The 13,111-nt window shown below is 69.3% G+C and carries 15 protein-coding genes; 10 read left to right on the forward strand and 5 right to left on the reverse strand.

The window, feature by feature from the left end; translation table 11 throughout:
* Positions 1-41 precede the first annotated feature (41 nt).
* Genes Mschef_RS03520 through Mschef_RS03530 form a run of 3 tightly spaced genes read right to left on the reverse strand, consistent with a single transcriptional unit; the run spans position 42 to position 2,865 of the window.
* Positions 42-512: a GNAT family N-acetyltransferase gene (locus tag Mschef_RS03520; protein WP_338093170.1), complete on the reverse strand. Its 471-nt coding sequence runs from the start codon at positions 510-512 to the stop codon at positions 42-44.
* Positions 509-1,912 (reverse strand): nitrogen regulation protein NR(I), encoded by a 1,404-nt coding sequence (ntrC, locus tag Mschef_RS03525; protein WP_081126419.1) that lies wholly within the window; start codon positions 1,910-1,912, stop codon positions 509-511. Before ntrC ends, Mschef_RS03520 begins: the two co-directional genes overlap by 4 nt.
* Positions 1,909-2,865 carry a two-component system sensor histidine kinase NtrB gene (locus Mschef_RS03530; protein ID WP_081126814.1) on the reverse strand — a complete coding sequence of 319 codons (957 nt, stop codon included), beginning with the start codon at positions 2,863-2,865 and terminating at the stop codon, positions 1,909-1,911. The genes ntrC and Mschef_RS03530 overlap by 4 nt, the downstream gene beginning before the upstream one ends.
* Before the next feature lie 156 nt (positions 2,866-3,021).
* On the opposite strand from Mschef_RS03530, the gene Mschef_RS03535 reads away from it, so the two are divergent.
* The 3 genes from Mschef_RS03535 to Mschef_RS03545 are packed head-to-tail and all read left to right on the forward strand — an operon-like array spanning position 3,022 to position 5,884.
* A complete protein-coding gene (locus Mschef_RS03535) occupies positions 3,022-4,152 on the forward strand; it encodes a glycosyltransferase (RefSeq protein ID WP_081126420.1) in 1,131 nt (376 codons plus the stop codon).
* Entirely contained in the window at positions 4,149-4,916 is a 768-nt protein-coding gene (locus Mschef_RS03540; protein ID WP_081126421.1) for a DUF2334 domain-containing protein, read from the forward strand. Before Mschef_RS03535 ends, Mschef_RS03540 begins: the two co-directional genes overlap by 4 nt.
* Complete coding sequence (locus tag Mschef_RS03545) at positions 4,913-5,884, forward strand: flippase-like domain-containing protein (RefSeq protein ID WP_136256264.1); 972 nt, start codon at positions 4,913-4,915, stop codon at positions 5,882-5,884. Before Mschef_RS03540 ends, Mschef_RS03545 begins: the two co-directional genes overlap by 4 nt.
* Positions 5,885-5,938: 54 nt before the next feature.
* Here the strand turns inward: Mschef_RS03545 and ubiE are convergent, their stop codons facing one another.
* Together ubiE and Mschef_RS03555 are read right to left on the reverse strand one after the other, a co-directional pair.
* A complete protein-coding gene (gene ubiE, locus Mschef_RS03550; RefSeq protein ID WP_081126815.1) occupies positions 5,939-6,697 on the reverse strand; it encodes a bifunctional demethylmenaquinone methyltransferase/2-methoxy-6-polyprenyl-1,4-benzoquinol methylase UbiE in 759 nt (252 codons plus the stop codon).
* Between the two features lie 32 nt (positions 6,698-6,729).
* Positions 6,730-7,110: a hypothetical protein gene (locus Mschef_RS03555; protein ID WP_081126423.1), complete on the reverse strand. Its 381-nt coding sequence runs from the start codon at positions 7,108-7,110 to the stop codon at positions 6,730-6,732.
* 160 nt (positions 7,111-7,270) lie between these two features.
* Here Mschef_RS03555 and Mschef_RS03560 point away from each other — a divergent pair, with 160 nt between their 5' ends.
* The 7 genes from Mschef_RS03560 (at position 7,271) to Mschef_RS03590 (ending at position 13,080) form a co-directional block, all read left to right on the forward strand.
* Positions 7,271-7,825 (forward strand): DsrE family protein, encoded by a 555-nt coding sequence (locus Mschef_RS03560; protein WP_168708834.1) that lies wholly within the window; start codon positions 7,271-7,273, stop codon positions 7,823-7,825.
* Positions 7,826-7,918: 93 nt separating this feature from the next.
* The gene (locus Mschef_RS03565; RefSeq protein WP_081126425.1) at positions 7,919-8,932 is read left to right on the forward strand and encodes a substrate-binding domain-containing protein; all 1,014 of its coding nucleotides are present in this window, start codon (positions 7,919-7,921) and stop codon (positions 8,930-8,932) included.
* A gap of 4 nt (positions 8,933-8,936) precedes the next feature.
* The gene (locus tag Mschef_RS03570) at positions 8,937-9,707 is read left to right on the forward strand and encodes a substrate-binding domain-containing protein (protein WP_197686711.1); all 771 of its coding nucleotides are present in this window, start codon (positions 8,937-8,939) and stop codon (positions 9,705-9,707) included.
* A 4-nt stretch (positions 9,708-9,711) separates the two neighbouring features.
* Positions 9,712-10,434 (forward strand): c-type cytochrome, encoded by a 723-nt coding sequence (locus Mschef_RS03575; RefSeq protein ID WP_081126426.1) that lies wholly within the window; start codon positions 9,712-9,714, stop codon positions 10,432-10,434.
* Positions 10,431-11,435 (forward strand): c-type cytochrome, encoded by a 1,005-nt coding sequence (locus tag Mschef_RS03580; RefSeq protein ID WP_081126427.1) that lies wholly within the window; start codon positions 10,431-10,433, stop codon positions 11,433-11,435. The genes Mschef_RS03575 and Mschef_RS03580 overlap by 4 nt, the downstream gene beginning before the upstream one ends.
* A gap of 53 nt (positions 11,436-11,488) precedes the next feature.
* A complete protein-coding gene (locus Mschef_RS03585) occupies positions 11,489-12,556 on the forward strand; it encodes a TQO small subunit DoxD (RefSeq protein WP_081126428.1) in 1,068 nt (355 codons plus the stop codon).
* Positions 12,556-13,080, forward strand: coding sequence for a TlpA family protein disulfide reductase (locus Mschef_RS03590; protein WP_081126429.1), 525 nt, complete (start codon positions 12,556-12,558; stop codon positions 13,078-13,080). The genes Mschef_RS03585 and Mschef_RS03590 overlap by 1 nt, the downstream gene beginning before the upstream one ends.
* The last annotated feature ends 31 nt before the right edge of the window (positions 13,081-13,111 follow it).

Consider the following 13,111-nt stretch of genomic DNA (forward strand, 5'->3'; position numbering starts at 1 on the left):
GCCGCAGTCGCCCCGCGCCGCGAGTGCGCTGCGGCGCGCGCTCATTGCGACGTGAATTCCTGCTCGAACATCGCATAGGTGGTGCGCTGCATGCCCAGCGCGGCGTAAGTGCGTTGCGCGTGCGTATTGTCCTGCTCGACATAAAGACGCAAACCCACGGCGCCGGCGTTGCGTGCGCGTGCTTGTGTGGCTGCGTGCAAGGCGCGATAGACACCGCCGCGACGTGCTTCGGGCAATACGTAGACACTCTGGATCCAGCAGAAGTCGCCGCCGCGCCAGTCGCTCCATTCATAGGTGACCATCAGCGTGCCGGCGCGCGTGCCGGCGCGTTCGGCGATCAGATAAAACCCGCGTGCCGGCTGCGCCAGCAGCGTGCGCACGCCGTGCGCCAGACGCGCCGGGTCGAGCTGCTTGTGCTCGGTTTCCAGCGCCATCGCCGCGGCGCAATCGACCAGAAAGGCGTGGTCACCGGACGTTGCATCGCGGATGAGGAGTTGTGCGTCGTGCATCATGGTCCTGGTTCCGGTTTGGGTTGGCGCCGTCGCGAAGCGCCGAGTTTGCGGGTCAGCGTATTGCGGCCGAGGCCCAGCGCGGCGGCGGCATTCTGGCGATGGCCCTGGTTCAGCTCCAGCGCCACCTCCAGCAAGGTGCGATCGAGCGCGGCGCGTGCTTGCGCGTGCAGACGGGCCGCGTCGCCGGAAGTCAGCGCGGTGCGTGCCCACGCGGCCAGCGCATGCGTCCAGTCCGCGCCGGTCAGTACCGGTGGCGCACCGCCACTGCCCAGATCCTGCGGCTGGATTTCCCGGCCCGGTGCGATCACCGCCAGGCGCCGGCACAGGTTTTCCAGCTGGCGCACGTTGCCGGGAAACTCCATCTGCGTCAGCGTGCGCAGCGCGGCGCTGGAAAAGCGCTTGGGCGGCAGTTTGAGCTCGAGTGCCGCGTTGCCGAGGAAATGCCGCGCCAGCAACGCGATGTCCTCGCGCCGCTGCGCCAGCGGCGGCAGTTCGATGCGCACCACGTCGAGCCGGTGCAGCAAATCGGCGCGAAAACTGCCGGCGGCGACTTTGGCCGCGAGATCCTGGTGCGTGGCCGTGAGCACGCGTACATCGCTGCGCAGCAGCTCGCGGCCACCGACGCGGTAGTACTCGCCTCCGGCCAGCACGCGCAGCAGGCGCGTCTGCAGCGCCAGCGGCATGTCGCCGATCTCGTCCAGGAACAGCGTGCCACCGGCAGCCTGCTCGAAACGTCCGGCGTTGCGCCGCAGCGCGCCGGTGAAGGCCCCGGCCTCGTGGCCGAACAGTTCGCTCTCCAGCAGCTCGGCCGGAATCGCGGCCGTGTTCAGCGCCACGAACGGACGCAGGCGGCGAGCGCTTTCTTCGTGCAGCGCGCGCGCAACCAGCTCCTTGCCGGTGCCGGTGGCGCCGGTGATCAGCACGGTCAGATCGCTGGCGGCGATGCGCCCGATCAGGCGAAACACCTCGCGCATGACCGCGCTCTGACCCAGCAGCGGATGCGCCGGCGCCGGTTCGGGTGCAGCCTCGCCCGACGCGGGTGCCAGCGCACGACGGATGCTGGCGATCGCCACATCCAGATCAAACGGCTTGGCCAGGTAATCGATGGCCCCGGCGCGATACGCCGCCGCGGTGCTGGCGATGTCGGTGTAGGCGCTCATGACCAGCATTGGCACGCTGGCGCCGCGCGCGGCGAGCGCGTCGAGCAGCGTGCAGCCGTCACCATCGGGCAGGCGCAGGTCGCTGAGGATCAGGCCCGGCAGCGCGCCGTCCAGCGCGGCACGTGCGCTGCCCAGATCAGCGAATGTGCGCACCGCGAAGCCCGCTTGTTCGAGCGCGCGTGCCAGCACGGTGCGCAGCGCGCGGTCGTCCTCGACGATCCAGATCAGCGCCGCGCTCACGACGCGGCCCCGGCCTGCGGCAGACGCAGCACGAACTGGCTGCCTGGATCGGCAGGCGCGTAGTCCAGTTCACCGCCGTGCTCGCGCGCGATGGCGCGCGCCAGCGCCAGGCCCAGCCCGGTGCCGTCGCTGTGTCCGGATACCCACGGCTCGAACAGGCACGCGCGCAGTTCGGGTGCCACGCCGTTACCGTCGTCATGCACTTCGATGCGCAGCACGCGGTGGCCGCCGGGCAGGCGCGTGCCGATTTCGGCGCGCGTGCGCAGGATCAGCGTGCGCGCGCCGGCTTCTTGCGCGTTGCGCGCCAGATTCAAGAGCAATTGCAGGATGCGCTCCGCGTCACCTTGCGCCGGTGGCAGGCTGGGGTCGTAATCGCGCAGCACGCGTGGCGCATCGGGTTGCACGGCCAGCAATGCGGCGACGCGCTGCAGCGGCTCATGCACGTCAAAGGCGCACTGGCTGGCCGTGCTGGGCGGGCGCAGCAGGCGCGCGGCGAGCGCCGCGAGGCGGTCAGCCTCCTCGCGGATCAGGCAGGCCAGCTCGCGCTGCGCGGGCGCCGCGGCATCGCGTTCCAGCAATTGCGCCGCGCCGCGCATGCCGGCCAGCGGATTCAGCAATTCGTGCGCGAGCGTGCGCAGGCCGCGGCCGTAGTCCGCGCCGCCGGCAGTCGCGGCGGGCGGCAATTCCAGCAGCAGTGCGCCATCGGCCAGTGGTTGCAGCAGCGCTTCGGCCGGCGCCTGCAGCAACGGCGTGCTGCCGAGCATGATCTCGCGCAAATGCAGACGCCGGCGTTCGCGCAGACAGCGCTGCGCGGCATCGAGCAGGCCGGGCGCCAGTTCGGCCAGCGCGACGCCACGGCTGCGCGCGAGGCTGCGCCCGATGCGCTCGTCCAGCGCCGGATTGGCCCAGCGCAGGCGCAAGTCGGCATCGAACACGCCCAGTCCGGTGGCCATGTGTTCGCACAGGGTGTGCACGTCGGCGGTAAACATTGCACCAGTTTAGAGCAGTCGTAAGAACCGCCCGTGAGCGTTTGGTGCTGATATGGATCTGTCATCCGCGCGCACAGGGGCAATTGGAGAATAATCGCGTAAACGCCGCCACCATCCGCCATGCATATTCTCGACACGACATTGTTCTATGCGCCGCACAGTGGCGGAGTGAAGCGTTATCTGCATGAAAAGCGACGCTGCTTGACGCAGATGGATGGCATCAGCCACACGCTGCTGGTACCGGGCCCGCGCGATGCGCTGATCGCAGGTGGCATCGCCACGTTGGCATGTCCGCGGCTGCCCGGACGCGCCGGCTACCGCTGGCCTCTGCGCCGCAAGGCATGGCGCGATGCATTGCTGACACTGGCGCCGGACGTGATCGAGGTGGGCGACCCGTATCTGCCTGCCGTGGCCAGCATCGAGGCCGCCGCGCGCATGGGCATCCCCGCGCTAGCGTTCGCGCATTCCGATCTGCCGCGCCTGCTCGGGCGATACTTGGGTCGATCCGGTGTGCGTGGCGCCGAAGCCTGGCTGCGACGCTTGTATGCGCGCTTCGATGCGGTGCTGGCGCCGAGCCGGGTCATTGCTGCGCGGCTGGCCGCAGCCGGCATCGCGAATATCGAGGTGCAACCACTGGGCGTCGATGCCGAGGCATTTCACCCCGCGCGCGCCGACGCGGATCTGCGCGCCGAACTGGGCCTGCCCGCGCGCGCGCGCCTGCTGCTGTTCGCCGGGCGTCTGGCGGCGGAGAAGAACATTCCCATGCTGCGCGCTGCCGTGGGCCGACTGGGCGCGCCGTATCACCTGCTGCTGGTCGGTGGCGCGACCGCGCGGCGCCTGGATGCGCATACCACGGTGCTGCCCTACGAGCCTGACACGGCGCGCCTGGCGCGTCTGTACGCCAGTTGCGACGCGCTGCTGCACGCCGGCACGCAGGAGACCTTCGGCATGGTGGTGCTGGAAGCCTTCGCCTGCGCGCGTCCGGTCGTAGCGGTCCCGGCTGGCGCCTTGCCCGAACTGGTCGATGCCGAGGTCGGCGTGCTGGCGCGCGCGGCCACCGCCGAGGCGCTGGCCGAAGCGATCACGGCACTGTATGCGTGCGATCGCGGTGCGCTGGGTGCTGCGGCGCGCGCACGCGTCGAACGCGACTACGCCTGGCCGCGCGTGATCGCGCAGCAACTGGCGCTTTACCGCGCGCTGCGGCAGTCGCCGCGCATCGCTACCGCTGCGGCGGCGGACGTGTCCTTGTGAACGGCGTGCTGTGCATCGCTCTGCACGATGTGGCGCCGGCGACGTGGGATGCGTGTCGCGTCTGGCTGGATGAACTCGACGCACTGAATGCGCATGCGCTGACGCTGTTGCTGGTGCCCGATTTCCACGCGCGCGGCGGCTTCGAGCACGCGCCCGCCGTGGTGCGGGTGCTGCAGCAGCGTGCGACGCGCGGCGACGAGTTGGCGCAGCACGGCCTGGTGCATCTGGATCAGGCACCGGCGCCACGCACGCCAGTGGCGTGGTTGCGCCGGCGCGTGCTGACCGCCGGCGAAGGCGAGTTCGCCGCGCTCGACGAAAGCGCCGCGGCGCCGCGTCTGGCGCGTGGCCGCGAACTGCTCGGCGCGGCGGGCTTGCGTGTCGAGGGTTTCGTGGCGCCGGCGTGGCTGGCCAGTGTCGGTACGTGGCGAGCGCTGCGTGCGGCGGGTTATGCGTGGACCTCGGATCATCGCGCGTTGTACGACCTGGCGCAGGCGACGCGCCACGCTGCGCCGGTGCTGACCGCCTCCCCGCGCAGCGCGTGGCGCCGCGGTGCCAGCCGCGTCTGGCTGACGGCGATGCTGCACGCCACGCGCGCGGCGCCGCTGCTGCGCGTGGGCCTGCACCCGGCGGACGTGGCGCATCCGGCGCTGCTGCGTGCCTGGCGCGACGTGCTGCGCGAGTTGCTGGCGCAGCGCGCGTGCAGCACCAAGGCGGCGGCCCTGCGCATGTCGCGCATGGTGCCGAGCGCGGAGCACGCGGCATGATGCGGCGCTTCGGCACCTTCGGGCTTGGCGCGCTGGCGCTGGTGCTGGCCGTGGCCTTGCCGCTGGCTTGGGGGGGCATGGCGGCGCTGCGCGCCAGTCTGGATTTTTCGCGCGCCGGGTGGGCTGGCATGGTGCTGTTGGCGGGTCTGGCGGCGCTGGCGCGTGCGACGCGTCAGCAATTGCTGCTGCGCCATCTGGGCGCGGCGCCGGGCGTTGGCGTCAACCTCGCCGCGTCGCTGGCCACCGAAACCGCGTATGCGCTGACTCCGGGTGGCGCCGGTGGGCCGCCGGCTTCGGTGTGGCTGCTGCGTCGCGCCGGCGTGCCGCTGCCGGCCGCGCTGGCAGTGAGCGCGGCCGATCCGCTGTTCGATGCGTTGTTCTTCGCCCTCGCCTTGCCGCTGGCGGCGCTGGCGCTGACCTTCGAGACCCGGGTTCCGGCGCTGCGTGATGGCGCCTGGCTGGCCAGTGGCCTGCTGCTGCTGGCACTGGGGCTGGTCTGGCTGTTGCGTCAACGCCTGTTGCGCTGGCTGTGCGTGTTGAGCCGGCGCCGGCCGCGCTGGCGGCGCGCATGGCGCGACTTGCGCAAGAGCTTGCGCGAGCTGGCCCGCGGCGGCGTGCGTTTGTGGCTGCCGCAGTTGCTGTTGGCGACCGTGCAGTGGTGCGCACGCTACGGCGTGCTGGCGCTGATCCTGATCAGTCTCGGGCATGCGCTGCCATTCGCATTGCTGCTGCTGCTGCAAGGCGTCGCCCTGCACGCCGCGCAGTGGACCGGCGCGCCGGCTGGCGCCGGTGGCGCCGAACTGGCCCTGGGTCTGGTGTTGAGCACGCTGATGCCGGCCAGCAGTGCGGCCAGCGCGGTGTTGCTGTGGCGCATCGGCACGCTGCTGCTGCCATCCCTGGCGGGTGCGCTGGCGTTCATGGCGCTGGGTGCGCGGCGCGTCCAACCGGCGCCGTCGCAGGCCATCTGATTCGATCCGCGGCGCGGAAACACACCGGGTCGCGCGGGCGACCCACTGCATCGATCAAAGCTTGTAGCCGCGGTGGATGGCGACGATGCCGGCGCTGAGGTTGTGCACGCTCACCGACTCAAGGCCGGCGTTTTCCATCATGGCTTTGAGCGTGGCCTGGTCGGGATGCTTGCGGATCGACTCGGCGAGGTACTGGTAGCTGTCGGCATCGTGCGCGAACAGGCGCCCCAGCCGCGGCAGCACCTTGAACGAGTGCAGGTCGTACAGCGGCCGCAGCCAGTCCTGGGTGACGCGCGAGAACTCCAACACCAGCGCGCGGCCGCCGGGCTTGAGCACGCGCCGCATCTCGCGCAGCGCGGCATCCTTGTCGGTGACGTTGCGCAGGCCGAAGGCGATGGTGACCGCATCGAAGCTGGCGTCGGCGAAGGGCAGCGCCTCGGCGTTCATCTGCTGGAACGCGAGACCTTGCAGCAGGCCGCGATCGAGCAGGCGATCGCGCCCGACGCGCAGCATGGCGGCGTTGATGTCGCCGATCACGATCTGTCCCGTGGCGCCGACCACCGGCAGCAGCAGCGCGGCGATATCGCCGGTGCCGCCGGCCAGATCCAGCACGCGATCACCCGCGCGCACGCCGCTGGTGGCGACGAAAAAGCGCTTCCACAAGCGGTGCACGCCGAACGACATCAAGTCGTTCATCAGGTCGTAATTGCGCGCGACCGAGGTGAATACCTGGCCGACCAGATGCTGCTTCTCGGCGATCGGCACGTCGCGGAAGCCGAAGTGGGTGGTGGGCTCGTGCGCAGTCTCGCTCATGCGCGCATGGTAGCCGACGCCGCCGACATGGGTCATGGGTCGGGCTTCGCCATGCCCTTGCTGGCCCGCGCGCGCGGCAGCGGCAGGCGCCACACTGCGGGTCGTCCTTGCCGCGTTCGCAGCACCAGGTCGCCACCTTCGATGCGCACCGCGGGCCCTGGCACCGCCAGTGCGTGCGGAAGGTCCCGGTAGGCCGTCGAACAGTCCCGCGGCAAGGACGGCGCATGTGTGCGCAGCCACATCCATTGCCGCAGGGTGGCGAGCTGGGCGATGAACGTCTCGCGCTGCGCGATGTTGCCGCGCAGAGGATTGCGCGTGCGCAGCACATCAAGCATGGCGCAGCCGGTGACGTTGCCCACGCATGCCAGGCCCGAGGCCGCACCTGCATGGTGCGCGCGCGTGGACGTGAGCAAGCCTCCGCAATGATCTTTTGCGCCGCAACATGCGCGGGTGTTTCATCAGTGTTGCTTATATTCGACATGCCGAAATTCGACTGGCCCCCATCGCAATCGGGGCGTAAGGTCCATGGGCTATTCCGCTCCAACCCAACCTTGTGTCCACACGGAGGCTGTTATGAAAATGCACACCCGTCTGATCGCCCTGGCCGCAGCCATGGCACTGTCCGCTTCGGCGTTCGCCGCGCACCCGGCTGGTTTCTGGGTCAAACCCGCGATTCCTGCCTACGGTCCGGTGCACATCTGGCCCGAGGCCGTCGACCGTCCCAACCCCAAGGCCACCTACAAGGCGCTGTTCGATGTGACCAAGGGTGATCCGGCCTCCGACAAGGTGAACGCTGGGCTCGATCACATCGCGCGCGGCATCAATACTTTCGCCGCCGCCGGCGTGCCGCTCAACCATCTCAAATTCGTGGTGATCATCCATGGCGGCGTAACGCCGATCGCGCTGGGCGAGAAGGCCTACATGGCCAAGTTCGGCCACCCCAATCCCAATCTCGCGGTGATCGCGGATCTGAGGAAGGCCGGCGTCAACGTGATGGTGTGCGGCAACGCGCTGGGCGACATGGACTTCACCCCGGCCGAGGTCAACCCGGACATCAAGGTGGCGCTGTCGGCGCTGACCACGCTGGTCATCCAGCAGAACCAGGGCTACGCGCTGATGCGCATGTAAGTCCGACCCGCGCGACCGCGCCCCGCGCGCGGTCGCGTTTGCGGCATGCGCGCAACGCGCCGAGTCGTTCGATTGCCTGACGAGGAATCCTGCATGAGTCTGCATCGCAAATCCCTGCTTGCAGCGGCGCTGTGCGTGCTGGGCGCGCTGAGCTTCGGCGCCGCCCAGGCCGCCGCTACCGGTCATCCGGTGACGCCGCCCAAATACAACGAAACCCTGTACCCGCCGTGGTCGCATGGCGCGAACAACCCGGCCCTGCACAAAGGGTTGGACTTCACCATCCCCGAAATTGATTCGATGCCCGATTTCCACGGCAGCGTCAACGATCCCAGGCTGGTGATCTACGTCGGCGGCAATTATTTCTTCGCCATGGCGCCGCTGGTGCAGGCCTTCGAGGCCGAGCACCCCGAGCTGCGCGGCAGGATCTTCTACGTGACCATCCCGCCGGGCCTGCTGATCAAGGCCATGGAGCAGGGCAACACCTTCACCTCGGGCAACATGACCTTCACCGTGCCGCCGGATGTGTACGCAGCCGGTCTGAAGAAGGTCAACGAGCAGATCGCGGCCGGCAAGCTGGTGGCCCCGGCGGTGCCCTACGTCACCAACGACCTGACCATCATGGTGCCCAAGGGCAACCCTGGACACATCACCGGCCTCGCTGATCTGGGCAAGCCCGGCGTGCGTCTGGTGATGCCGAACCCGGCCTGGGAAGGCGTGGCGCGGCAGATCGAAGCCAGCCTGCGCAAGGCCGGTGGCCCGGCGCTGGAAAAGATGGTGTATGACACCAAGGTGCAGGACGGCCAGACCATCCTCACCCACATCCACCATCGGCAGACGCCGCTGTTCCTGATGCAGGGCCTGGGCGAAGCCGGCATCACCTGGAAGTCCGAGGCGATCTTCCAGGAGCAGGCCGGGCATCCGATCAGCCATGTCGACATCCCGGCCAAGTACAACACCACGGCGGTGTATGGCGCGGCGCTGGTGAAGGGCGCACCGCATCCCGAAGCCGGCAAGCTGTGGCTGCAGTTCCTGCGTTCGCCGACGGCGCTGAAGATTTTCGAGCGCTACGGCTTCAAGGCGGCGCCAGCCAACGCCACCAAGGAGTAAACGCGTGCGCCCGTGGCGGTCATTGCTGCTGCTGAGCCTGATCCTGCTCAGCGGCAGCAGCATGGCCGCCGCGGGCGTGCATGTGTTCGGTCCTGGTGGTCCGGCCCCGGCGATGAAAGCCGCGGCTGCGGAGTTTGAAAAGCTGCACCCGGGCATGCGCGTGCAGGTCACGGCCGGGCCGACGCCGCAGTGGCTGGATGCAGCGCGCGCGACGGGCGATGTGATCTATTCCGGCTCCGAGGCGATGATGGCCGACTTCCAGCGCGACCTCGCCGGCGTGCTCGATGCGGGCACGATCGAGCCGCTGTACCTGCGTCCTGCGGTGATCCTGGTGCGCCCTGGCAATCCCGATCACATCACCGGGTTCCGCAGCCTGCTGCGGCCCGGCATGAAGGTGATGGTGGTCAACGGCGCCGGGCAGGTGGGCCTGTGGGAAGACATCGCCGGTCGCGATGGGCGCATTGCCACCCTGCGCGCGTTCCGGCGCAACATCGTGTATGCCGCGCCCAACAGCGCACTGGCGCTGAAGCGCTGGCAGGACGATGCTGCGATCCAGGCATGGCTGAGCTACAACATCTGGGCGCTGGCGCATCCTGGCTTGGCGCAGGTCGTGCCACTGCAGCGGCAGTACCGCCTATATCGCGACTGCGGCGTGGGCTTGACGATACGCGGCAAGGCCAACGCCACGGCACGTGCATTCGTGAGGTTTTTGCGCAGCGCACAGGGGCGCGCGATTTTCGAACTTTGGGGCTGGCAGACAGCTCCCGGAGCATGAGGGGATGAACATCAAGTCGATCGCATCAGCGAGTTGCTTGTTGCTGTTGGCCGTGGGGGTGGCCACGGCGCAATCCGCAGCGCCAGTCGTCTCACCGACCACGGTCGGCAGCGTCGCCGCGCAAATGGCGCTGGCGCGGCAAATCGTGCTGCACGGCAGTCCGCAGGGCGCGCACGCGTGCGCGACCTGCCACGGCGTCGAGGGCCAAGGCCAGATCAAGGCCGCGTTTCCGCATCTGGCGGGCTTGCCCAAGCCCTATCTCGTGCGCCAGTTGCAGCACTTCGACGTGCTGGCACGCGACAATCCCAGCATGCAGGCGATCGCGCACAAGCTGACGTCCGACCAGATCGACGCGCTGGCCACGTATTTTTCGCGGCAGGTGCCGCCGCCGATCATGCCGCCAGCCACGCCGCCGCCGCCGCTGGGTACCGAGCTGGCGCTGCAAGGACGCGATGCGGTGCCGGCGTGCATCACCTGTCACGGACCCGGCGGGCGCGGGCTGGGGGGGGCACTCAGTGCCGCGTTCCCGCCGATCGCCGGGCAGCCGGCGGCATACATCGAGCGCCAGCTCAGGGCCTGGAAGCAGGGCCAGCGACCGCCCGGGCCGGATGGCCTGATGGGCGCCATCGCCAAACACCTCAGCGCGGCGGACATCGGCGCGGTCAGCCTGTATTTTGCTGCGCAACCGACGCTGGTCGCGGCCAGCACCACGGAGGCCAAGCCATGAGCGCGCGCAGCCTGATCCACGCCCGCGGTCTCGTCGCTGCGGCCGCCGTGTTCGCGCTGGCGGCGTGCGAGCATTCCGCGCCACCACAAAGCAGCGCTGCGCCCGTACCCGCCGCCAAGCCGGGCAGGCCCGCCGCAGTCGCGTTCACGCCGCCGCCGCTGCGCGCGATCCCGGACGACGCCTTCGGCGCCGAGGTGCGCAAGGGCGAGGCGCTGTTCCGTCATACCGCCACCACGGCGCCGCAGTACGTGGGCAATACCCTGAGCTGCCAGAACTGCCACCTCGATGCCGGACGCCTCGCCGACAGCGCGCCGATGTGGGCGGCGTGGGTCAGTTATCCCGCGTATCGCAGCAAGAACCAGCGCGTCAACACCTTCGAGGAGCGCCTGCAGGGCTGCTTCAAGTTCAGCATGAACGGCAAGGCGCCGCCGCTGGGTGCGCCCGAGCTGGTGGCGCTCGAGGCGTACTCCTACTGGATGGCGCAGGGCGCGCCCACCGGCACCAAGCTGGTCGGTGCGGGTTATCCCAAGCTGCCCAAGCCGGCGCAGGGCTGGGATTATGCGCGCGGCAAGCAGGTCTATGCGTCGCACTGCGCGCTGTGCCATGCCGCCGACGGTCAGGGCCTGCTGGTGGACGGCAAAACCTGGTTTCCGCCGCTGTGGGGCCCGCAGTCGTACAACTGGGGCGCCGGCATGTCGCGCCTGGATCTGGCCGCCGGCTTCATCAAGGCCAACATGCCGCTGGGCAACGGCAACAGCCTCAGTGATCAACAAGCCTGGGATGTGGCGTATTACATCGACGGCCACGAACGTCCGCAGGACCCGCGTTACCTGGGCTCGATCGAGGCCACACGCACGAAATTCCACGACGGCCCTTATGAAACCTACGGCCGCATCGCGCAGGGCCGGCTGCTCGGCGCGGGCGTTGGCGTGGTCGGTGGCAGCACCGTCACCCGTGAGTCCGCGCCGCGCGCCCCGCTGGCGCCGCGATTGCGCGACTGACCGCAGCGCGCAAGTTTCCCCAAGTCAATGGCAACCCCGAAGGAGTTCACCCGATGAGTACCACGCAAACCCTCGCCAGCCCGGACGCCACGCGCGGCTGGCGCATGGCCGCGATCGCCCTGCTCGCCGTGCGCTTCGTGCAAGGCTGGATCTACTGGGGCGGCGGCACGCGTCGCTTCATCTACGCGCCGTCCAAGCTGGACACCGCCGGCCACTGGATGGCCTACAAGTTCCAGACCGCGATGCCTGGCGCGCTGCTCGGCACCGATCACCTGGTCGCCTGGCTGCTGCAACACTTCACCTTGCTGTACCTCGGCGTGGTGGTGTTCAGCGCGGTCGAGATGATCGCCGGCGCCATGCTCATCATCGGCCTGTTCACGCGTCTCGCCGCGGTCGCCACGATTGGCCTGTCGATCGTGCTGATGCTGCTGTTCGGCTGGCAGGGTGCGACCTGCATCGACGAATGGACCATGGCCGCGGCCAACTTCGCCATTGGCATCACCCTGTTCCTCGCCGGCGGTGGCGCCTACTCGGTGGACAGCTGGCTGGCCAGGCGCAAGCCCAGGCTGGCCGGCAGCGGCTGGTTCAACTGGATCGGCGGCGCCAGCCTGCTGCCGCTGTCCGAGCGTGCCTTCAAGCGCCTGGCTCTGGTGTTGTTCTGGATCGCGGTGGCCTTCATCGTGCTCACCTACAACTACTACCGCGGCTCGATCGTCACGCCGTTCCACGGCGGCCCCACCAGCCCGGCCAAGCACCACTGGACGCTCAGTCAGGGCCAGCTTGCGGCCAATGGCACGGTGCGCTTCCACGCGTATGTCGATGCCGGCACCCCCGCCGAACCGTCCAACGTATTGCGCGCCTCGCTGATCAGCAACGGCGGGCAGATCGTCGAGGAATGGGACGGCATGCTGCTGGCGCGCACGCCCAAGCAGGCGTTCAAGAACGACTTCGCCTACCAGAAAATCCACGCCGGCAAGTTCGGGCTGGTCGGTCCGGTGGGCTCGCAGGCCATGGTCGAGCTGCGTCCGACCCAGACTGACCTCAGCCTGCCCAATGGGCCGTACACGCTGCAACTGGTGTCGGTGAACGGGCATATCTGGAGTCTGCCGCTGACGCGTTGATGGCTTGGCGCAAGGCGGTTCTCGCGCTCGCCCTGGCCCTCGTGGCCGGGGTGGCGTTGTGGTGGACACTGGCGCCAACGTGGCGTCACCGTGCCGGCACACTGGCGCCGGCACTGGTGATGCCCCTGCTGGGCGGCGGCAACATCGATCTCGCGCGCTTGCGCGGCCGCCCCGTGCTGATCGATTTCTGGGCGCCTGACTGCGCGCCTTGCGTGGCCGAACTGCCCGAGCTGGAACGCCTCGCGCGCGCCGATGCAGGGCGCTTCACCCTGATCGGCGTGGCCATGAGCTACAGCGATCCCGATGCCCTGCGCGCCATCGCCGCGCGCGCCGGCATCAGCTATCCGCTGGTGTGGGACCGCGATGGCCGCGTCGCCGCGGCCTTCGGCGGTGCGCGCGTCACCCCCACGCAAGTGCTGATCGGCGGCGACGGCCGCATCCAGGCGCGCGTCGAAGGCGGCCTCGCCGGGCCGCTGCTGCGGCAAGTCTTGCGCCACGATGGCGTGAACGACGCACAGCGATAAGTGCGCAGCACGGCGGTGCTGTCGCGGATTT

Origin of the sequence: Metallibacterium scheffleri (assembly GCF_002077135.1) — a bacterium.
Taxonomy (GTDB): Bacteria; Pseudomonadota; Gammaproteobacteria; order Xanthomonadales; family Rhodanobacteraceae; genus Metallibacterium; species Metallibacterium scheffleri.

Coding starts and splice junctions, on each gene's coding strand:
- Mschef_RS03535 (WP_081126420.1), top strand. CDS start 3,022: ATGCATATTCTCGACACGACATTGTTCTATGCGCCGCACAGTGGCGGA.
- Mschef_RS03585 (WP_081126428.1), top strand. CDS start 11,489: ATGAGTACCACGCAAACCCTCGCCAGCCCGGACGCCACGCGCGGCTGG.
- Mschef_RS03530 (WP_081126814.1), bottom strand. CDS start 2,865: ATGGCCACCGGACTGGGCGTGTTCGATGCCGACTTGCGCCTGCGCTGG.
- Mschef_RS03580 (WP_081126427.1), top strand. CDS start 10,431: ATGAGCGCGCGCAGCCTGATCCACGCCCGCGGTCTCGTCGCTGCGGCC.
- Mschef_RS03560 (WP_168708834.1), top strand. CDS start 7,271: ATGAAAATGCACACCCGTCTGATCGCCCTGGCCGCAGCCATGGCACTG.
- ubiE (WP_081126815.1), bottom strand. CDS start 6,697: ATGAGCGAGACTGCGCACGAGCCCACCACCCACTTCGGCTTCCGCGAC.
- Mschef_RS03520 (WP_338093170.1), bottom strand. CDS start 512: ATGATGCACGACGCACAACTCCTCATCCGCGATGCAACGTCCGGTGAC.
- Mschef_RS03590 (WP_081126429.1), top strand. CDS start 12,556: ATGGCTTGGCGCAAGGCGGTTCTCGCGCTCGCCCTGGCCCTCGTGGCC.
- Mschef_RS03565 (WP_081126425.1), top strand. CDS start 7,919: ATGAGTCTGCATCGCAAATCCCTGCTTGCAGCGGCGCTGTGCGTGCTG.
- Mschef_RS03575 (WP_081126426.1), top strand. CDS start 9,712: ATGAACATCAAGTCGATCGCATCAGCGAGTTGCTTGTTGCTGTTGGCC.
- Mschef_RS03545 (WP_136256264.1), top strand. CDS start 4,913: ATGATGCGGCGCTTCGGCACCTTCGGGCTTGGCGCGCTGGCGCTGGTG.